The 18,113-nt window shown below is 72.8% G+C and carries 20 protein-coding genes and 1 tRNA gene; 12 read left to right on the forward strand and 9 right to left on the reverse strand.

The genetic code is table 11. The features are described 5' to 3' along the window. The 3 genes from BM142_RS18480 to BM142_RS18490 all read right to left on the reverse strand — a co-directional run bounded on the left by BM142_RS18480 (position 1) and on the right by BM142_RS18490 (position 2,324). Positions 1-1,002: an inorganic phosphate transporter gene (locus BM142_RS18480; RefSeq protein ID WP_092201971.1), complete on the reverse strand. Its 1,002-nt coding sequence runs from the start codon at positions 1,000-1,002 to the stop codon at positions 1-3. Positions 1,003-1,035: 33 nt separating this feature from the next. Further along, positions 1,036-1,653, reverse strand: a complete 618-nt coding sequence (locus BM142_RS18485) for a DUF47 domain-containing protein (protein ID WP_092201973.1) — start codon at positions 1,651-1,653, stop codon at positions 1,036-1,038. A 107-nt stretch (positions 1,654-1,760) separates the two neighbouring features. After that, complete coding sequence (locus BM142_RS18490) at positions 1,761-2,324, reverse strand: sigma-70 family RNA polymerase sigma factor (RefSeq protein WP_092201975.1); 564 nt, start codon at positions 2,322-2,324, stop codon at positions 1,761-1,763. 83 nt (positions 2,325-2,407) lie between these two features. On the opposite strand from BM142_RS18490, the gene BM142_RS18495 reads away from it, so the two are divergent. Genes BM142_RS18495 through BM142_RS18515 form a run of 5 tightly spaced genes read left to right on the forward strand, consistent with a single transcriptional unit; the run spans position 2,408 to position 7,349 of the window. After that, positions 2,408-3,052 carry a zf-HC2 domain-containing protein gene (locus BM142_RS18495; RefSeq protein WP_092201977.1) on the forward strand — a complete coding sequence of 215 codons (645 nt, stop codon included), beginning with the start codon at positions 2,408-2,410 and terminating at the stop codon, positions 3,050-3,052. After that, complete coding sequence (locus tag BM142_RS18500) at positions 3,049-4,827, forward strand: copper resistance CopC/CopD family protein (RefSeq protein ID WP_092201979.1); 1,779 nt, start codon at positions 3,049-3,051, stop codon at positions 4,825-4,827. Before BM142_RS18495 ends, BM142_RS18500 begins: the two co-directional genes overlap by 4 nt. A gap of 40 nt (positions 4,828-4,867) precedes the next feature. Beyond that, positions 4,868-5,608: a YcnI family copper-binding membrane protein gene (locus BM142_RS18505; protein WP_254791064.1), complete on the forward strand. Its 741-nt coding sequence runs from the start codon at positions 4,868-4,870 to the stop codon at positions 5,606-5,608. Further along, positions 5,605-6,285 carry an SCO family protein gene (locus BM142_RS18510; protein WP_092201983.1) on the forward strand — a complete coding sequence of 227 codons (681 nt, stop codon included), beginning with the start codon at positions 5,605-5,607 and terminating at the stop codon, positions 6,283-6,285. Before BM142_RS18505 ends, BM142_RS18510 begins: the two co-directional genes overlap by 4 nt. Then, positions 6,282-7,349 carry a hypothetical protein gene (locus tag BM142_RS18515; protein ID WP_092201985.1) on the forward strand — a complete coding sequence of 356 codons (1,068 nt, stop codon included), beginning with the start codon at positions 6,282-6,284 and terminating at the stop codon, positions 7,347-7,349. The genes BM142_RS18510 and BM142_RS18515 overlap by 4 nt, the downstream gene beginning before the upstream one ends. A 43-nt stretch (positions 7,350-7,392) precedes the next feature. Here BM142_RS18515 and BM142_RS18520 read toward each other — a convergent pair whose 3' ends face one another. Then, the gene (locus BM142_RS18520; RefSeq protein ID WP_217640787.1) at positions 7,393-8,208 is read right to left on the reverse strand and encodes a phosphocholine cytidylyltransferase family protein; all 816 of its coding nucleotides are present in this window, start codon (positions 8,206-8,208) and stop codon (positions 7,393-7,395) included. Further along, positions 8,205-9,305, reverse strand: coding sequence for a CDP-glycerol glycerophosphotransferase family protein (locus BM142_RS18525; RefSeq protein ID WP_092201987.1), 1,101 nt, complete (start codon positions 9,303-9,305; stop codon positions 8,205-8,207). The genes BM142_RS18520 and BM142_RS18525 overlap by 4 nt, the downstream gene beginning before the upstream one ends. Positions 9,306-9,828: 523 nt before the next feature. Here BM142_RS18525 and BM142_RS18530 point away from each other — a divergent pair. The 4 genes from BM142_RS18530 to BM142_RS18545 all read left to right on the forward strand — a co-directional run bounded on the left by BM142_RS18530 (position 9,829) and on the right by BM142_RS18545 (position 11,771). Then, positions 9,829-10,599 (forward strand): M23 family metallopeptidase, encoded by a 771-nt coding sequence (locus tag BM142_RS18530; protein ID WP_092201989.1) that lies wholly within the window; start codon positions 9,829-9,831, stop codon positions 10,597-10,599. A 70-nt stretch (positions 10,600-10,669) separates the two neighbouring features. After that, positions 10,670-11,149, forward strand: a complete 480-nt coding sequence (locus BM142_RS18535) for a helix-turn-helix domain-containing protein (protein WP_254791065.1) — start codon at positions 10,670-10,672, stop codon at positions 11,147-11,149. A 20-nt stretch (positions 11,150-11,169) separates the two neighbouring features. Next, positions 11,170-11,583, forward strand: a complete 414-nt coding sequence (locus tag BM142_RS18540; RefSeq protein WP_092201991.1) for a VOC family protein — start codon at positions 11,170-11,172, stop codon at positions 11,581-11,583. A 115-nt stretch (positions 11,584-11,698) separates the two neighbouring features. Continuing rightward, positions 11,699-11,771, forward strand: a tRNA-Ala gene (locus BM142_RS18545). A 78-nt stretch (positions 11,772-11,849) separates the two neighbouring features. Here BM142_RS18545 and BM142_RS18550 read toward each other — a convergent pair. Further along, entirely contained in the window at positions 11,850-12,932 is a 1,083-nt protein-coding gene (locus tag BM142_RS18550; RefSeq protein ID WP_217640788.1) for a tyrosine-type recombinase/integrase, read from the reverse strand. A 208-nt stretch (positions 12,933-13,140) separates the two neighbouring features. Then, on the reverse strand, positions 13,141-13,443 hold the full coding sequence (locus BM142_RS18555; protein ID WP_092201995.1) for a helix-turn-helix domain-containing protein: 303 nt from the start codon (positions 13,441-13,443) through the stop codon (positions 13,141-13,143). A 376-nt stretch (positions 13,444-13,819) separates the two neighbouring features. Between BM142_RS18555 and BM142_RS18560 the strand changes: the two genes are divergently transcribed. Together BM142_RS18560 and BM142_RS18565 are read left to right on the forward strand one after the other, a co-directional pair. Continuing rightward, complete coding sequence (locus tag BM142_RS18560; protein ID WP_092201996.1) at positions 13,820-14,026, forward strand: DUF433 domain-containing protein; 207 nt, start codon at positions 13,820-13,822, stop codon at positions 14,024-14,026. A 24-nt stretch (positions 14,027-14,050) separates the two neighbouring features. Continuing rightward, a complete protein-coding gene (locus tag BM142_RS18565) occupies positions 14,051-14,410 on the forward strand; it encodes a DUF5615 family PIN-like protein (protein WP_092201998.1) in 360 nt (119 codons plus the stop codon). A 636-nt stretch (positions 14,411-15,046) separates the two neighbouring features. Here the strand turns inward: BM142_RS18565 and BM142_RS18570 are convergent. Next, entirely contained in the window at positions 15,047-15,250 is a 204-nt protein-coding gene (locus BM142_RS18570) for a hypothetical protein (protein WP_092202060.1), read from the reverse strand. 572 nt (positions 15,251-15,822) lie between these two features. Between BM142_RS18570 and BM142_RS18575 the strand changes: the two genes are divergently transcribed. Beyond that, a complete protein-coding gene (locus BM142_RS18575; RefSeq protein WP_092202000.1) occupies positions 15,823-17,052 on the forward strand; it encodes an IS110 family RNA-guided transposase in 1,230 nt (409 codons plus the stop codon). Between the two features lie 273 nt (positions 17,053-17,325). On the opposite strand, the gene BM142_RS18580 is transcribed toward BM142_RS18575, so the two are convergent. After that, positions 17,326-18,099 carry an IclR family transcriptional regulator gene (locus tag BM142_RS18580; RefSeq protein ID WP_217640789.1) on the reverse strand — a complete coding sequence of 258 codons (774 nt, stop codon included), beginning with the start codon at positions 18,097-18,099 and terminating at the stop codon, positions 17,326-17,328. Between the last annotated feature and the right edge of the window lie 14 nt (positions 18,100-18,113).

An 18,113-nucleotide genomic window follows, 5' to 3' on the forward strand; every position in this document is an offset into this window, starting at 1 on the left:
TCAGCCGACGGCGAGTTCGGTGAGGAAGAAGGCGACGGCGGCGACCGCGGCGGCCGCGGGCAGGGTCACCACCCAGGCCACGACGATGTTTCCCGCGACGCCCCAGCGGACGGCCGACAGCCGCCGGGTGGAGCCCACGCCCATGATCGAGGTGGTGGTGATGTGCGTGGTGGACACGGGCACGGCGAAGACGGTAGCGGTGGTGACCATGACGCTGGAGGCCACCGTCTGCGCGGCGAACCCGCCGGTGGGGGTGAGCTGGATGATCCGCCGGCCCATGGTCCGCATGATCCGGAACCCGCCCGCGTACGTGCCGGCGCTGATCGCCCCGGCCGCGGCGAGCACCACCCAGAAGGGCACCTCGAAGGTGTCGATCTCGCCCGCGGTGAACAGCGCCAGGGTGATGATGCCCATCGTCTTCTGGGCGTCCTGCATGCCGTGGCCCAGCGCCATGGTGGCGGAGCTGACGATCTGGGCGTAGCGGAAGTTGCGGTTGGCCTTGGACACGTGCGCCCGCCGGAAGGTCCACAGCAGCGCCAGCATGAACAGGTAGCCGAGGCCGAAGCCGACCAGCGGCGAGACGATCATCGGGACGATGACCTTCTCGAGGACGCCGACCCACTGGACCGAGTGCGCCGCCGCGAGCGCGGCGCCCACCAGGCCGCCGATCAGCGCGTGGGAGGACGAGGACGGCAGCCCGTACCACCAGGTGATCAGGTTCCAGGTGATCGCCCCGATCAGGGCCGCGAAGACGATCTCCAGCCCGTTGTTCCCCTCGGGCGGGTCGATGATCCCCGCGCCCACCGTCTTGGCGACCTCGGTGGACAGCAGCGCCCCGACCAGGTTCATGACGGCGGCCAGGGCGAGGGCCACGCGCGGGGTGAGCGCCTTGGTGGAGACGGCGACCGCGATGGCGTTCGCGGCGTCGTGGAAGCCGTTGGTGTAGTCGAACGCCAGGGCGACCAGGACGATGACGACCAGACCGACGAAGGCGGCGTCCATCAGCAGCGGCCCATCAGCAGAGGTCCATCGGGCTCAGGACTCCTTGACGGCGATCGTCTCGACCACGTTGGCGAGGTGCTCGAACGCGTCGGCCGCCTCCTCCAGCTGGTCGGCGACCTCCTTGAGCTTGAGGATCTCCAGGGCGTCGAACTCGCCGCTGTAGAGCCGGGAGAGCAGCCGGCGGTAGAGCTTGTCGGCCTCGTTCTCGATCCGGTTGACCTCGATCCAGTAGTCGGAGAGGTCACTGAGCGTGCGCAGGCGGGGCATCGCCTCGGCGGTGGTCTGCGCGGCCCGCTGCAGCAGGGCGACCTGCTGGCTCATCTCGGCCGGCAGGGTGCCCAGGCCGGTGAGGATGACCAGGTCGGCGGCGGCCTCGACGTAGTCCATGACGTCGTCGAGGTTGCTGGCGAGGGCGTAGATGTCCTCGCGGTCGAACGGCGTCACGAAGCTGGTGTTGAGCTGCCGGAAGATCGCGTGGGTGGTCTGGTCGGCCGCGTGCTCGAGGTCGCGCAGCTGCTCGGCGAGCTCCGCGCGCCGGGCGTGGTCGTGGACGAACTCGCTCAGGACGTCGGTGGCTGCCACCAGGTTCTCCGCGGAGGCGGTGAACAGCGGATAGAAGCTCGAGTCCTTGGGGGTCAGGCTGAAGGGCACGCGTCGGCTCCGTATCGGGAGGGGGGACGGACGGCGTCGTCCGGACGACGGCGCACGGCCGTCCGGCAGCATAGGTGGCGGCGGGGGAGGGCCGCGGCGGCGACGCCTCAGGCGTGAGCCGCGTCTCCCCCCGCGTCGTCCAGGTCCACTCCACCGAGGGACTCGACCAGGTCGGCCCGGGCCCGGGCGACCCGCGAGCGGATCGTCCCGACCGGGCAGCCGGCCACGTCGGCGGCCTCCGCGTAGGACAGCCCCAGCAGCTGGGTGAGCACGAACGCCTCGCGGCGGTCGCGATCGAGGCGGGCCAGCAGGTCGGTCACCGCGACGCCCTCGGCCACCGGGTCGCCGGCCGGCCCGCGGCCGAGCGACTCCAGCTCCGCGTCGTCCCGGACGAGCGCGACCCACCGCCGGCGGCGGGAGCGGATGGCGTCGGCGCACACCCGGCGGGCGATGGACAGCAGCCAGGTCCGCACCGAGGAGCGGTGCTGGAACCGGTGCAGCGACCCGAACGCCCGCAGGTAGGTCTCCTGGGTGAGGTCGTCGGCGCTCTGCCCGTCGCCGAGGGCGGCGCACAGCCGCCAGACGTCGGACTGGGTGGCGCGCACCAGCGCCGCCGCGGCCAGGGGGTCACCCCCGGCGGCGTCGGCCGCGATGCGCTCCAGCTCGTCCATGCCCTGTCTTCGTCCCGGGACGCCGCGGAGAGAAAGTCGTCCGCGGCGGGAACCGTGCGGGTTCCACCTCCGACTAATGAACCATGCCGTGCACGCCGTTCCGCGAGGCCGTCTCCGCGCGTCTCGACGGGGAGCCCCTCGAGATGCCCGCCCGCGAGCTGGACGCGCACCTGGCCGCCTGCGCCGGCTGCGCCGGGTGGGCGGGGGAGGCGGCCCGGGTGACCCGCCGCGCCCGGCTGGCCGCGGCCCCCGCGGTGCCCGATCTCACGGTCGCCGTGCTCGGCGCGCTGCCGCGCGAGCTGCCGGGGGCGGCCGCGGCGGCGCGCGCCCGCCTCGTGGGCTCGGCGCTGCGGCTGGCGCTGCTGGTCGTGGGGGCCGCGCAGGCCGCGCTCGCCTGGCCGGTGCTGGCCTCCGGGGCGGGGGCGATGAGCGCCCCGGCGCACATGGCGCGGGAGAGCGGCGCCTGGAACCTCGCGCTGGGGGCGGCGTTCCTGGCGGTCGCCGCCGGCCCCCGGCTGGCCGCCGGCGCGGTGCCGTTCCTCCTCACCTTCGCTGCCCTGCTGCTGCCGGTGACGCTCGTCGACCTCGCGGCCGGCCACGTGCACGTCGAGCGGGCGGTGGCGCATCTGCTGCTGTTCGCCGGGACTCTGCTGGTGTGTGCCGTGGCCTGGCGGGGACGACGTCGTCGCGCCGTCGGGGTGCTCACCGGCCGGCGGGTCCCCGCGTGAGGCGCTCCTGGATCCTGCTGGCCGCTCTCCTCGTCGCCTTCCTCGGCGGTGTCGTCACCGCTCCGCCGGCCGCCGCGCACGCCACGCTGATCTCCACCGACCCGGGGGAGGGCGCGCGCCTGGACACCGTGCCGGCGGAGGTGACGCTGGAGTTCAGCGAGGGCGTCTCGCTGGGCGCCGGGTACGCGCGGGTCCTGGGCTCCGACGGCGAGCGGGTGGACACCGGCGCCGCGGCCGTCGACGGCGGTCTGCTCACCATCCCGCTGCGGGCCGGCCTGCCCGAGGACGGCTACCTCGTCACCTACCGGGTCGTCTCGGCCGACTCGCACCCGATCGCGGGCGCGTACTCCTTCGTCGTCGGCGACGGCGAACTGGTCGCGGCCACCGCCGGCGCCGGGGAGGACGGCACCGACCCGGTCGTGGCCGCGGCCCTCCCGGCGAGCCGATGGCTGGGGTTCGGCGGTCTCGCCCTGGCCGTCGGTGGCCCCGTCCTGGCGTTCTTCTGCTGGCCGGCCGGCTGGGGGTCGGCGGCCCTCCGGCGGCTGGCCACGGGAGGCGCCGTCGTCGTGGCCGCCTCGGCGGTGCTCACCTTCCTCCTGCAGGGGCCGTACGGGGCGGGCGCCGGCCCCGCGTCCGCGCTGGACCCGTCGCTGCTGTCGGCGACGGCCTCCTCCGCCGCCGGCTGGACGCTGCTGGCCCGGGCGCTCCTGGCCGCAGCGCTGGTGCTGGTCCTCCGGCCCGTCTGGCACCGCGGCGCCCCGCCGTCGACCCCCCGGGCCGTCACGGCCGGGGCCCTCGCGCTCGGGCTGGTCGTGAGCAGCGCCGCGGTCGGGCACCCGGTGGCGGGGCCCTGGCCCGGCCTGGCGGTCCCCGTCGCGGCCGTGCACGCGGGCGCCATGGCGGTCTGGCTCGGTGGTCTGACCGCCCTGCTCGCGGTGGTGCTGCGCGCGGGGAACCGCACGGCCGATCTCGCCGCGGTGCTGACGCCGTGGTCGCGGATCGCGTTCGGCGCGGTCGTCGCGCTGGTCGTCTCCGGAACGGTGCAGGCGGTCCGGGAGGTGGAGTCGCCGACGGCGCTGTTCGCCACCACCTACGGCTGGCTGCTGATCGCCAAGCTCGGGCTGGTCCTGGTCGTCCTGGCTGCGGCCGGGGTCTCGCGGGTGTGGGTCCAGCAGCGGCTCGGCCTGCGGCGGCCCCGGCCGGGAGGGCGCCGCACGGTGACCGCGCACGCCTTCGCCGCCGGTGGCGCCGACCGGACCCTGACCGAGGGGGACGAGGGAGCCGGAGAGCTCCGCAGCCGGCTGCAGTCCGAGGCCGCCGCCGAGCACGTGCCGGCGCTGCGCCGGTCGGTGCTCGTCGAGGTCGCCGTCGCGGCGGTGGTGCTGGCGCTGTCGGCGGTCCTCGTCGGCACCCCGCCGGCGCGCTCGGCCGTCGCCCAGCCGGTCGACGTGCTGCTGCCGCTGGAGGGCAGCGGCGGGCCGGCCGGCAGCGTGCAGGTCTCGATCGACCCGGCCCGCCCGGGCCCCAACACGCTGCACCTCTACCTCTTCGACGAGGCCGGCCGGCTGACCCAGCCGGCCGGGATCACCGTCAGCCTCACCGAACCGTCCCAGGACATCGGGCCGCTGGACGTCGACCTGGCGCCCGCCGGTCCCGGCCACTGGGTCGGCGACGGGATGGCCGTCCCCGGGGCCGGCACCTGGACGCTGGCGGTCAGCGTCCGGCTCGACGAGTTCACCGCCACCACCGCCCGCACCGAGTTCCCGGTCCGCTGACCGCGGCCGGCGCACCCCACCCCCGATGAACAGGAGTTCCGTGTCTCCCCGTGCCCTGCCCCGCCCCCTCGGTCGCCTCGCGGCCCTCGTGGCGGCCGTCCTGGCCCTGCTCGCCGCGTCGATCGCCGGCGCCGGCCTCGCCTCCGCGCACGTGACCGTGGCCAGCCAGGACGCCGCCCCCGGTGGGTACGGGAAGCTGACCTTCCGCGTGCCCAACGAGAGCGACACCGCCAGCACGGTCGGCCTGCGCATCCAGATCCCGCAGGAGGCCGCGCTGGCCTCGCTGCGGGTGCAGCCGGTGCCCGGCTGGACGTCGACCCTGACGACGTCCGACCTCGACGAGCCGCTGGACAACCACGGGCAGGAGATCAGCTCCTACGTCTCGGTGGTGGAGTTCCGGGCCGAGAACGGCGGCGGGATCGCCCCGGGCCAGTTCCAGGAGTTCGCGCTGTCCGGCGGGCCGTTCCCGGACGCCGACGAGCTGGCGTTCCCGGCGGTACAGCTCTACAGCGACGGTAGCGAGTCGGCGTGGATCGAGCCGACGGTCGACGGCCAGGAGCCCGAGCGCCCCGCGCCGGTGCTGTCCCTCGCCGCGGCCGGCGGTGACTCGACCGACAGCGACGCGACCGACCAGGCGGCGTCAGCGGCCGACGAGGCCCACGGTGACGTGGACGGCGCGCCGGCCGGGCTGGCCCTGTTCGTGGCGATCCTCGCGCTGCTCGCCGGTCTCGGCGGCGTCGTCCTCGGCTGGCGGGCGAACCGACGTACCGTGTCGTCGTGAGCTCCGCCGTCCGCGGCCGCCTGCGTCCCGTGCTGGCGGCCCTCTCCCTGTCCGTGCTCGTGGTGCTGACCGGCTGCGGCGGGGACGGGCAGTCCGCCGACGGGGGCTCCGCGGACGGGCACGACCACTCGGACGCCCCCGCGGTCGTCGAGGGGCCGGAGGACCGGTACGCCGGGCTGGACCTGCCCGAGCCCTACCGCCGGCCGTCGTTCACCCTCACCGACACCACCGGTGCGCCATACGACTTCCGGGCGGCGACCGGCGGCCGGCCGACGCTGCTGTTCTTCGGCTACACCGAGTGCCCCGACATCTGCCCGACCACCATGGCCGACGTCGCGGTCGCGCTGCGCGGGCTGGACGCGGACCTGGTCGAGGACCTGCAGGTGGTGTTCGTGACCACCGATCCGGCGACCGACACCCCCGAGGTCCTCGGCGAGTACCTCGACCGGTTCGACGCCGACCTCCCCGTGCCTTTCGTCGGGCTGACCGGCGACCAGGAGACGATCGACCAGGCGCAGCTGTCCGCGGGCGTGCCGCTCGCTGAGGACGAGGGCCGGCTGCACTCGTCGATGCTGCTGCTGTACGGAGCCGACGACGAGGCCGACGTGGCCTTCAACACCGGCAACACCTGGCGCGACATCGCCGACGACCTCCGCCTGGTCGTGGAGGAGACGTGACCCGGCCGGCGGCCCGGCTGCTGGTGGTCCTGGCCGGCCTGCTGGCCTGCCTCACCGCGGCCGGCCCGGCCGCGGCCCACGTGGGGGGTGACGCGGCCGGGAGCGACTTCGACGCCCGGGTGCTGGCGGTGACCCCCGACGTCCCCGGGATCTCGGTGCGGGTGCTCCAGTTCGGCGACCAGCTGGAGCTGGTGAACGAGACCGGCACCGAGGTGCTCGTGCCCGGGTACGACGACGACCCCTACCTGCGGATCGGTCCGGACGGCGTGTGGCGCAACGCCAACAGCCCCGCCACCTACATCAACCTCGACCGGTACGCGCAGGTCGACCTGCCGGACAACGCCCGGCGCGGGGCCACGCCCGACTGGGAGCAGGTCTCGACGCAGCCGCACTACGTCTGGCACGACCACCGGACGCACTGGATGAGCGAGGACCTCCTCCCGCCGGCCGTGGCCGCGGACCCGGGGAGCGCGCACACCGTCTTCGACTGGACCGTGCCGATGCGGCACGGCGACACCCCCGTCGCGGTGACCGGGGTGCTCACCTGGAGCCCGCCGCCGTCCCCGTGGCTGGTGTGGCCGGTCCACCTGGCCCTGCTGGTGCTGGCACCGGCCGCGGCCCTCCTGGCCCGCACCCCGCGGCCGCTGGGCGGACTGCTGCTGGTGGGTGCGGCGGCCGCGGTCTGGCACGCGGCGGCCACGCCCGAACCGCCGGTGAGCATCTCCTCGCACACCGGCGCGGTGGTGTCGGCGCTGCTGCCGGCCCTGATCGCCACGCTGGTCGCGGGCATCGGCGTCCGCGCCGCCGTCCGGGGACGGGGCGCCATGACCGGACTGCTGGCCGTCGTGCTGGGCTGGCTGATGCTCGTGCAGGGGCTGCCCGACGTCGACGTGCTGTGGTCGGCGAACGTGCTGAGCGCCGGGCCGTCGGCGCTGGCGCGGGCGGCGGTCGGCCTGCTGATCGCGCTCGGCACCGGCCTGGTGATCGGCGGCGTCGCCGCCGTCCGGCGCTTCCGGGACGCCGACGTGCCGGCTGGGGTGCCCGCGGAGGCCGAGCTCCGCTGACCCCTCCGGTGGCGTGCCGGGATCGGCACGCCACCGGCGCGGGTCAGCCCGCCTCGACCGCCAGGGGATGGCGGACGGTGCTCCCCCAGAACAGGCTGTTGGCCCGTTCCAGGTCCCGCTCGAAGTCCACCTCGACGGCGGAGAACGCCGAGATGTCCAGCGGCCGGAACCGGAGGCCGTCCTCCTCGATCGCGGTCTCGATCGCCCGCTCGAAGTAGTCCTGGTCACCGCAGGCGTCCAGGTGGGCGATGAGGGCGGCCCGGTCGGCGCCGGAGACGTAGTTGATGCCCACGGCCTCGCCGAGGCCGCCGACGACGGTCTTGGAGAGCTCGCGGATGAAGCCGTCGGCGTCGAGGGTGTACTTGATCTCCTCGTCGGCGACCGCGGCGGTGTCGACGCAGACGAAGCTCTCGTCCGAACGGACGCAGCTCAGCACGTGCTCCAGGACGGCCGGGTCGAAGACGACGTCCCCGTTCATCCACAGCACGCCGCCGTCGCGGCAGGTCGACAGCCCGCGCCACAGGCTCTTGGAGGTGTTGGTGCGCGCGAAGTCCGGGTTGTAGGCGAACCGCACGTCCGGCGACGCGGCCATCACCAGGTCGCTGCTGAAGCCGACGACGACGGTGATGTCGGTGTCGGGGCCGAACGCCTCGCGCAGCGCGTCGACCTGCCGGCGCTGGATGGTGCGGCCGTCGCGCAGCGGCGTCAGCGGTTTCGGCAGCGAGCGCCCGAGCCGGGTGCCCATGCCGGCGGCCAGGATGACCGCCTGGACCGGGGGATGCAGGGGCCGTGGCGCCGCGGTGCGGGCCAGATCTCGCGGAGAGCTCGTCAGGGCTCGGTCGGTGGTCCGCACGTTCATCCCCTTTCCATGGTGGGCTGCGCGGCGGGCGTGCCGGGCGGGAAGAGCAGGTCGAGCACGCGGTCGGTCGCGTGCCCGTCGTCGAGCGAGCAGAACGTGTCCCGGAAACGGGCGTACCGGTCTGCCAGTGCCGAGGCGGCGACGTCGCTGTCGGCGATCGCCTCGATCAGTTCCTCGCTGGTGGCGACGAGCGGGCCGGGGGCCACAGCGGCGAGGTCGAAGTAGAAACCCCGCACGTCGTCGCGGTAGTGCTCCAGGTCGTAGGTGTAGAAGACCATGGGTTTGCCCGTCACCGCAAAGTCGAACATCGCCGAGGAGTAGTCGGTGACCAGGATGTCGGCGGCCAGGTACAGCTCGCCGGACTCCGCGCGGCCGGACACGTCGACCGCCGGCACGCCGGGCGGCAGCGCGAGGCGGCCGGACACCATGCTGTGCAGCCGCAGCAGCAGCACGTGGTCCCCGCCCAGCCGGTCGGCGAACGCGGTGAGGTCGATCGGCACCTGGAAGTCCGGTCCTCCGCCGCTCGAGAACACGAGGTCGTCGCGCCAGGTGGGGGCGTAGAGGACCGCCGTGACGCCGTCCGCGATGCCCAGTTCCCCGCGGACCCGCGCGCGGATCTCCTCGCGGCGCGGGTCGTTGAGGACGTCGTTGCGCGGGTAGCCGGTCTCGTGCACCGGCCCGGCAAACCGGAAGGCGTGCCGGAGGTTCTCGGTGCTCGCCCGGTTCGGGGAGAGCAGCATGTCCCAGCGGGCGACGTCCCGGTCGGGTGCGTCGAGCCAGCCGGGGCGGACCGGCGCGTCGTGGTGGATCCGCTTGAGCGGGGTGCCGTGCCAGGTCTGCAGGTAGGTCGTGCCGGGGCGCTTCTCCCAGTGCATCGACATGCAGTCGTTGGCGACCACGACGTCGGCCGTCGCGAGGACGGCGGCCGCCTCGGGGGTGCCGTAGAGCACGGTGTGCACCCCGGGCGGGAAGGAGCCCTGCGTCGTCGGCGTGCAGAGCCAGGTGTGCGCGAGGCCGGCGCGGTCGCGGAGCGCCTCGTAGACGGCGCGGGGGTTGTCGGCGAACAGTCCGCGGAAGGTGAAGTAGACGATCTTCACCGCTGCAGATCTCCGGTGCGGAGGCCGCTCGCTGCTCGGGTCAACGCATCCCGCTCTCTGGTCCTCAGGGCACGGCCCCCGCGGTCGTTCCGGGAACGGCCGACGGTGGTCGCAGTACACGCGTGCGGCGGCCCGCCGCGCAATGGCCCGGCTCCCGATCGCGCTCGGCCGGCGCCCGATCGGCAGGCCGGAGCGGCGCAGGAGGTTCAGGTGCCAGGAGGAACAGCCTGCCCTGGACCGCGGCGGCCGAAACCCTGGGGCCACTCGCCCGGGTGCACCGGAGCGGCCAGGTGTGGCCGGGATCGCAGCTGTGCGCCCGTCGTACGGGAGCGCTCGACGGGGGGCCGGGAATGACAGCGATGTCAGTAACGGGTGTGACTCGTGGGACGTGCGAGGCGGGTCGCACGGCGTGTCCCGGGGGACGCGCCGGACGCCTGGTCACGACAGCGTCACGGAATGTTTGTATGGCGCGCAGTCGAACTTCCCCTTCGGCGCTCCGCGACACAGATGATCGGGCAGGTGCATGCGCGCACGACTCGGCCAGGAGGCCTCCACCGAGCTCCTGACGACGATTCGTCCCCCTGCCCGGTCCCGGGCCGCCCGGCACACCCGCCGCAGCGCGCCCGCGACGACCCGCCGGCCGGGGCTCCTGCTCGCCGCACTGCTCAGCGGTGGCGTGGCCGCCGCCGGACTCGGGCTACACGGCGCCCCGGCCGCCTCGGCCGAGGCCACCTCGGTGCTCGAGGCGCAGGCCGCGCTGTCCACCGGCGACGAGGTCCTGGAGGTCATGCCCCGCGCGTCGGTCACCGTCGCCGAGGCCCAGGCCCGGCTGCAGGAGGTCGCCGCCTCCCGCGCCGCGCGCGCCGAGGCGGAGGCCGCCGCCGCCGAGGCCGCCCGCCCCAAGTTCGTACTGCCCGTGAACGGCGCCCGCCTCACGAGCGGCTACGGCAGCCGCTGGGGCACGTTCCACTACGGCATCGACCTCGCGGCCCCCATGCGCACGCCGGAGTACGCGGCCGGCGACGGCGTCGTGCTCCGGGCCGGCCCCGCCAGCGGCTTCGGCCTGGCCGTCTACATCCTGCACGCGAACGGCGACGTCACCGTCTACGGGCACATGGACTCCATCCTGGTCGAGCCGGGCGAGTACGTGGACGCCGGCCAGACCATCGCCCTGCTGGGCAACCGTGGGCAGTCGACCGGGCCGCACCTGCACTTCGAGGTGCACAAGGGCGGGGAGGACGGGCCGCGGGTCAACCCGGTCAGCTGGCTGGCCGAGCGCGGCGTCCAGGTCTGACCGTTCCGTCCTCCGCGCGGTCCGCCCCGCGGAAAGCCCTCGACCGCGCGGTGAGGCTGTCCTCCGCGCGGTGCGCCCCGCGGACGGGCGCCGCAGCGCGCGGACGACGTCCGGTGGGCGTGATGTGATCACCGGCGTGGGCAAGGCGGTGGAGGACTCCAACCGGCGGCTGCTCCGGGCGCGCGACGCCATGGATCGCCGGTACGCCGAGCCGCTCGACGTGCCGACCCTGGCTCGCATCGCGCACGTCTCGCCGGCGCACTTCATCCGCACGTTCCGCGCCACCTTCGGCGAGACCCCGCACCGCTACCTGCAGCGGCGGCGGGTGGAGCGGGCCATGTTCCTGCTGCGGTCGGGGGAGCGGAGCGTCACCGACATCTGCATGGACGTCGGCTTCAGCAGCCTCGGCACGTTCAGCCGGGTCTTCCGCGACATCGTGGGGGAGCCGCCCTCGGTGTACCGGCAGCGCGGGCCGCTGCCGGCGGTGCCGACGTGCTTCGCGATGCGGTGGGCCAGACCGAGCAGTTTCGGAGAAGCACCGGGGGAGTGACCGTCCCTAGCGTTCTCCCCATGCTGACCGCCATCACCATCACCCAGATCTACGTCCCCGACCAGGACCAGGCGCTCGACTTCTACGTCGGCAAGCTCGGGTTCGAGGTCCAGACCGACATGGACTTCGGTCCCATGCGGTTCCTCACCGTCGCCCTTCCCGCCCAGCCGGACCGTGCCGTCCTGCTGGAGAAGCCGGGGGCGCCGTCGATGAGCGAGGAGACCGCCGCGCAGGTGCGCGAGGCGATCGCCAAGGGCGTCGCCGGCGGGCACCTGTTCTTCGCCTGCGACGACGCGTACCGGACGCACGCCGAGCTCAAGGCCAAGGGGGTCGAGATCACCGAGGAGCCGGTCGACCAGCCCTACGGGATCGACTTCGGCCTGCGCGACCCGTTCGGCAACCACATCCGCATCGCCCAGCTGAAGCAGCCCTGAGCCGACCAGCCGGTGGCGGCGGCGCGCGGTGCGGCGCCGCCACCCCTGCGCGGTCGCCGTCGGCCCGGCCTGTACAGTTGCTCCCGGCTCGGACACACCAGACCGGGCCGGGTTCGGGGCTGTGGCGCAGCTGGTAGCGCACCACACTGGCAGTGTGGGGGTCAGGGGTTCGAGTCCCCTCAGCTCCACCCCGATGACCAGGCCGTTCTCCCTCTCGGAGAGCGGCCTGAGTCGTATCTGGTGCCAGCGTGGTGGCCACTGGAGCGTCACGGTGCCGGCGGTCCCCACAGCGCGTTGCCCATCCGGTCGGCGGCGTCGCGGCCGAGGGCCGGCATGACGTGGCTGTAGGTGTCCGTCGTGGTTCGCATCTGTGCGTGGCCCAGAACCTCCATGACGACGCGGGGATGAACGCCCTCGGACAGCAACAGGGTCGCTGCCGTGTGCCGTCCGTCGTGCAGCCGGACCTCGCGCACGCCGGCCTCGCGCAGGAGGGCCTTCCAGTTGTGCCAGTCCGACTTCCGCTCGATCGGTCGGCCGTTGGCCTGTGCGAACACCAGGTCGCTGTCCTCCCAGAGGGAACCGGCGGTAACGCGCTCCTCGAGTTGCGTCGCTCGGTGCGCGCGGAGTGCCCCGACGAGCTGCTCGGGTAGCGCCAGGGTCCGGCGGCTGCGGTCGGCTTTCGGCTCCTCGTAGATCAGTCCCTGTCCGCCGACTCGGTGCAGTCCGCGACGGACGGTGAGAGTGCCGTTGTCCAGGTTGACGTCTGCCCACCGCAGGCCGAGAGCTTCGGACTGCCGTAGTCCCACGGCCAGCGCAACGGTCCATCGGGCGGCGTTGCGGTGTGCCTGAGCGGCCGCCATCACGCGCCTCGCCTCGTCGGCATTCAGTGGCAGCGCGGTCTGCGGCCTCTTGACCGTTGGTGGGTCGACCAGGGTGGCGACGTTCCGTGCGACCGTCCCGCGCTGCGAGGCCACCCGAAGCGCACGGGAGATCACTCGGTGGACGCGCAGGATCGAGGCGGGGCTGAGCCCCTTGTCGGCGAGGGCGCCGTAGAGGCGTTCCAGATGGTCCGGTTGCAGCCGGTCGAGCCGGTGATGTCCGATTCCCGGATGGAGGTGCAGCCGGACGGTGCTGCGGTAGCTCTCCAGCGTCCGTGCACGGACCCTTCGGGCGGCGATGTTGTCCAGCCAGTGGTCCAGCCAGTCGCCGACCGTGGGTGCCCGGCCGGCCGCCTCCGTGATGCCGGCGTCCCGCTTCGCCTCGAGGACGCGCACCTTGGCCACCACGTCAGTACGTCGCGCGCCGGAGACATGGCGGCGGTCGCGGCGACCGTTCTCCTTCTTGCCCATGGAGACGAAGCCGTGCCACCGACCGTCCTCGTCCTGGTAGATGGAGGACTCGCCGCTGGCGCGCTTTCTGCTCTCCGCCGCCTTCCGGCGCCGTGGGGTCGTGCTGCCTCGTTCTTCGACGTCCATCGATCGCTCCCTGCGTGGCCGGCGCTCAACCGGCGTCGAGTGTCGCGGTGTGCACTGACACCGGGAGTCGGGAATGCACAAGTCATGCCGGCTCCACCGGATGGGGGGTGAGCTCGAACAAGGCGCGTTGGTCCGTGGTAGTCCGCCGGCTTCGGCCTGGTCGAGGAGAGGCACTGCGTGGGGGAGCGTCGAGCCGGCGGACGTAGCGCTCGAGCTCGGCGCGGGAAATCCGGCAACTGCGGCCGATGTGCACCGGGAGGAGGTCACCGGCCTTCATCAGGGCGTAGATCGTGGTGCGGCCGACTCGGAGAATCCGGGCGGCCTCTTCGGGCGTCAGGAGCAGTTGGTCGCTGGACACCAGCTCCCGTCGCTGCGCGTCGACCATGGCGGCCTCCTCCTCGGGCGTCCGGTCTCGCTCGCCGACATTCGGCGCGGCACGCCTACCTGGAGAAGGCGTCGTTCGGGCCGGATTGATGACAGTGCAGCGGCGATCTCCTGTTCGTCTCCAGTTCTTCTGCAGTCAGGTGCCCCTATCACCGGGGGCCGACGTCCTTCGAGTTCTCGTCCTCCCGACTCGCTCCCGCATTCCTCCAGTTCTGCTCCAGTACGTCCAGGGCTGCGGCAGGGCACGCGGTCGCAGGCGTTCCGGCCGGTTCGGCCGTGCGCAGCGCGGGCATCGGCGAGTCGAGCTCAACGAAGTCCGCACGGTTCGGGGCTCGGGTCTGCTGGGCGTAGGTCGCGGGCGCGGGCACACTGGGCACATGAGTTCCGACCGCCTGGCGTTGATCACCACCGATCCGGCCGTGCTGAGCGGCCAGGCGGTGATCGCAGGCACCCGCGTGCCCGTCAGCGTGGTGCTCGACTGCCTTGCCGCCGGAATGAGCCCGGAGGAGATCGTTGCGGAGTATCTGACCCTGACTTCGGAAGGCGTGCAGGCGGCCGCCGTGCGGGGCGCTGCTGGCCCGTGAGGAACTGGTCCCGCTGGGCCCGGAGTGAAGGTCAAGCTCGACGAGAACATCCCTCGTTCAGCTCGTCAGGTGCTCATCGCCGCCGGACACGATGTCGACACCGTTGTCGACGAGGACCTCGGCGGTGCGTCGGATCCGCAGGTCGTGGCCGCTGCAGCCGCTGACGAACGATTGTTGATCACCCTCGATCGCGGACTGGGCGACATCCGGACGTACCCGCCGGGTAGCCATGCCGGCATCCTGGTGCTGCGCCCGTCTGACCAGTCGGCGTGGACCGTGGCCGCTGCGCTCGCGGGGGTGGTCGCCGGCCACGACCTGACCACGCTCGCCGGCACGGTCACCGTCGCGCAGCGCGGCCTGCTGCGTATCCGCCGTCTCCAGTAGCGGCAGACCCGCGCTGGTTCCGGGTCACGCGGACGGTGTCCGGTGTCTCCAAGCCGCGTTGGTATCGCGATCGGTTGGGAATCTCGGACACGTCCTGGTCCAAGGGGGGGTGACACTCTTCTGCGAAGTGGCCTCCGCGGCAGCGCAAGCTGAGACCTGCCATGGGCCTCCGCAGCGCCGCACCCCTCGCCCCTCAGCTGCGGCACCCATTCTTTGTGCTCGCCTCCCAGGTGGACGACCGGACAAGATCACGAGCCGACACACCTCATGCACCCAGGGCCGCGGAATCCGTTGTGACGAGTAGACGACGGTGCGGGTGACGGGGCGCTCAGCTGACCAACCGCAGGCCGCGAGAGGTCACCGGGGCCTCGGACCCCCTCCCAGTCGCTCGGATGCGTTCACCTGGCGGGGCGTCCTCGCGCGGAGAGTCACCTGCCGTCAAGCAGGGCACGGAGTCACGTGGCCACCAAAGGCTAGTGGCGAGCCGGTCGGGGTGACGTCGGGTCGGCCGGCTTGTCACCGACCTTCCGCCACCGATGTCAAGCCAGTGGCTTCCCGCTTCGCGCGAACGGTCCCGACGTCACCGTTGACGCCGGTGCCCTACTGGAGCAGTACTGCAGGTCCGGCTCAGGGCACTCAGGGCAGGCCGGGCGCGCCGCTCCAGTGGGCCCGCCGCCGGTAGGACCGCAGGACCGGCTCCATCGCCCGGGCGAGGCCGGGAAGGTCCCGGTCGTAGACGCGTCCGTCGTCCAGTTGACCGGCGAGCTCGCCGAGCAACCTCGGCCAGTCGCGGCGGGTCGGCTCGAGGGGTACATGAAACTCGACCCGCCGCTCGTCCACCTGCACTGCCGTCCGGCCGGAGGTTGCCGCGCGGCTCTGCTCCCATGCCCGGTGTCGGCAGGTGGCAGAGCACCACTTGGGAATCGGGCCGCGGCTGCGCACGGTGATCGGTCCGCCGCACCATCCGCAGGTCGTCGCGGCGGTGCGTCGTTCGGGTCCGTCCGCCGCAGCGCCAGTCTGGTCCGGGCGGGGGCGATCTACCGGGGTGGGCTGCACGCGCTGACGGGGTTGTTGCTCGCGCGCCCGCCGTCGAGCCCGGTACTCAGGGGTGCCGCTGATTCCCACGTCCTCAGTCTGCTGGCGATCCTCCTGTAACCCGTCACCACGAGTTTCCCCAGCCCGAAGTGCAAGACGTGTAATCCTTTGCGATCTTGATCGCAGCCCTTGGCGATGAGAATGTCCTGTCGTCCGGCGACGTCGTCCGTCACTGGTGCGGGAGAGCCCGCAGACGTGTTTGGCGCGGGGTCCTCGGGTGCCCTTGATTGCTGCCGTGAGCGCGCGGGTCTGTGTCCATGAGTTGAGGACCCTCCGGACGAGCCCTGCAGGTCGTCGACGGCGAGGAGGGATCCAAGGTGGAAGTTCTGTATGAGCGGGTAGCCGGGCTGGACATCGGCAAGGCGACGCTGACGGTGTGCGTGCGCACGCCGGGGCCGCGGGGCCGGCGGGCGGAGACGCGGACGTTCTCGACGATGACCCGCTCGCTGCAGGTGATGCGGGACTGGCTGCTCGAGTGCGGGGTGACGATCGCGGCGATGGAGTCAACCTCCACCTACTGGAAGGGCGCGTTCTACTGCCTGGAGGAGGTCATGGAGGTCTGGCTGGTCAACGCCGCGCACATCAAGGCGATCTCGCGGCGCAAGACCGACGTCAAGGACGCCGAGTGGATCGCCCAGCTGTTGGAGTGCGGGCTGCTGCGCCCGTCGATGGTGCCGCCGCCGGACATCCGCCGGCTGCGGATGCTGACCCGCTACCGGGTCCAGTTGATGGGCGACCGCACGAGGGAGATCACCCGGCTGGAGCTGATGCTGGAGGACGCCTCGATCAAGCTGTCCTCGGTCGCGGCCAGCCTGACCAGCGTCTCGGCCCGCGCCATGCTCGGTGCGCTGATCGACGGCGAGCGGGATCCGGCGGTGCTGGCGGACCTGGCCAAGACCAAGATGCGACGCAAGATCCCGGCCCTGACCGAGGCACTGACTGGCCACTTCGACGCCGGCCACGCCCAGCTCGCGCGCAGCATGCTGGCCCGCATCTCAGCGGTCGAGGCGGCGCTGGCCGAGCTGAACGCCGTCATCGCTCAGGCGTTCCAGCCTTGGGCGCACCAACTGGAGCTGCTGCAGACGATCCCCGGGGTGGGGGAGAAGGTCGCACAAGTGATCATCGCCGAGACCGGCGCGGACATGTCTCGCTTCCCGACGCCCGAGCACCTGGCCTCCTGGGCCGGCGTCTCGCCCGGAACGAGGGAGTCGGCCGGCAAGCGCTATCCGGTGCGCCCGCCGCACGGCAACAAGTGGCTCACCGCGATGCTGGTCGAGGCCGCCGGCTCGGTCGGCCGGATGAAGGGCGCCAACTACCTGTCCGCCCAACACGCCCGCCTGACCAGCCGCCGCGGCAGGGCCCGGGCCCAGCTTGCAGTCGGACATTCGATCCTGGTCTCGGCCTACTGGATGCTCACCCGCGACGAGCCCTACCAGGACCTGGGACCCGAGTGGCTGGCCCGACGTAACGACGAGGCGCACGCCCGCCGGCTGGTCGCCCAACTCGAACGGCTCGGGCACACCGTGGTCCTCGACCCGGCCGCCTGACACAACTGCAGAAGAACTGGAGGACGGGCTTCGCCCGCCCCGCGCTGACGCGCGCCTGCAACCCACCTATTCACGGGTCTGTGTCCCTCTTGATCTTGGAAGTCTCCAGCGGCGAACCGGGCGGAGGTCGCTGTGCGTAGGCGGAGCGCAGTCGCAGGGGGAGGTTCTGGGAGGGTTGTGGCTCATCCTGGCGGCTTCGCGGTGTCCAAGAAGGCGGGGTCTGCAGTGTGAATCGACAACGATGAGGGTCTTCTGGCGCGCAGGGCGAGCAGGCTAGGCGAGCGGCTCGCCGAGCCTGCCGCGCCGCGCCAACGTCGCGGCGACACCGGCGGCGGCGGCGCGTACTAAGGTGGCCTGGTCCGCCGGGCGGAAGCGCGTCACCGCACCCGTCACGCTGATCGCAGCGATGGGGCGGTCGTTGGTGTCGAGCACCGGAGACGCGACGCAGACCAGCCCTACCGCCGACTCCTCATACTCGAAGGCCACGCCGTTTTCCCGGGCAGAGTCGAGCTGTTGGCGCAGGCGGCCGGGGGCGGTGATAGTGCGGGGGGTCAGTCGCTCCAGTCGACCCGACAGGACGGTGGTCCGCTCGTCCTCGTCGGCCCAGGCGAGCAGCGCCTTCCCGATGGCGGTGGCGTGGACGGGCATGCGGCCGCCGATCCGCGAAGGAGACGGGGCCTGACGGTGCCCGCCGATCTTGGCGACGTAGACGACCTGGGCGCCTTCACGCAGCCCGAGGTGGACTGTCTCGTGGGTGCGTTCGTAGAGGTCCTCGATGAAGGGAGTGGCCACCTCAAGAAGAGTGCGCTCCACCGACGCCCGCATGCCGAGCTCGAAGAGGTGCGACCCGAGGTGGTAGTCGCCATCGATCCTGACGAGAAGCCGCGCCTTGACCAGGTCGCCCGCCACTCGGTGCAGCGTGGCCTTCGGCAGGCTGGTGCGCCGCTGCAGCTCTGCAAAGGCGACACCGGTGTCGTCGGCGGCGAAGGCGTTCAGAACGATGATGGCCTTGCCGAGGACGCTGGCCGGGTCGAGAACGTCGGTCACGCCTCCCATGATGC

The sequence above is a fragment of the Blastococcus tunisiensis genome (assembly GCF_900112815.1).
Lineage (GTDB): Bacteria > Actinomycetota > Actinomycetes > Mycobacteriales > Geodermatophilaceae > Blastococcus_B > Blastococcus_B tunisiensis.

Bases quoted from the DNA above. Each gene is read 5' to 3' on its own strand.
- BM142_RS18480 (WP_092201971.1), bottom strand. From the start codon at position 1,002: ATGGACGCCGCCTTCGTCGGTCTGGTCGTCATCGTCCTGGTCGCCCTG.
- BM142_RS18490 (WP_092201975.1), bottom strand. From the start codon at position 2,324: ATGGACGAGCTGGAGCGCATCGCGGCCGACGCCGCCGGGGGTGACCCC.
- BM142_RS18495 (WP_092201977.1), top strand. From the start codon at position 2,408: ATGCCGTGCACGCCGTTCCGCGAGGCCGTCTCCGCGCGTCTCGACGGG.
- BM142_RS18520 (WP_217640787.1), bottom strand. From the start codon at position 8,208: ATGAACGTGCGGACCACCGACCGAGCCCTGACGAGCTCTCCGCGAGAT.
- BM142_RS18530 (WP_092201989.1), top strand. From the start codon at position 9,829: ATGCGCGCACGACTCGGCCAGGAGGCCTCCACCGAGCTCCTGACGACG.
- BM142_RS18540 (WP_092201991.1), top strand. From the start codon at position 11,170: ATGCTGACCGCCATCACCATCACCCAGATCTACGTCCCCGACCAGGAC.
- BM142_RS18550 (WP_217640788.1), bottom strand. From the start codon at position 12,932: ATGGGCAAGAAGGAGAACGGTCGCCGCGACCGCCGCCATGTCTCCGGC.
- BM142_RS18555 (WP_092201995.1), bottom strand. From the start codon at position 13,443: ATGGTCGACGCGCAGCGACGGGAGCTGGTGTCCAGCGACCAACTGCTC.
- BM142_RS18560 (WP_092201996.1), top strand. From the start codon at position 13,820: ATGAGTTCCGACCGCCTGGCGTTGATCACCACCGATCCGGCCGTGCTG.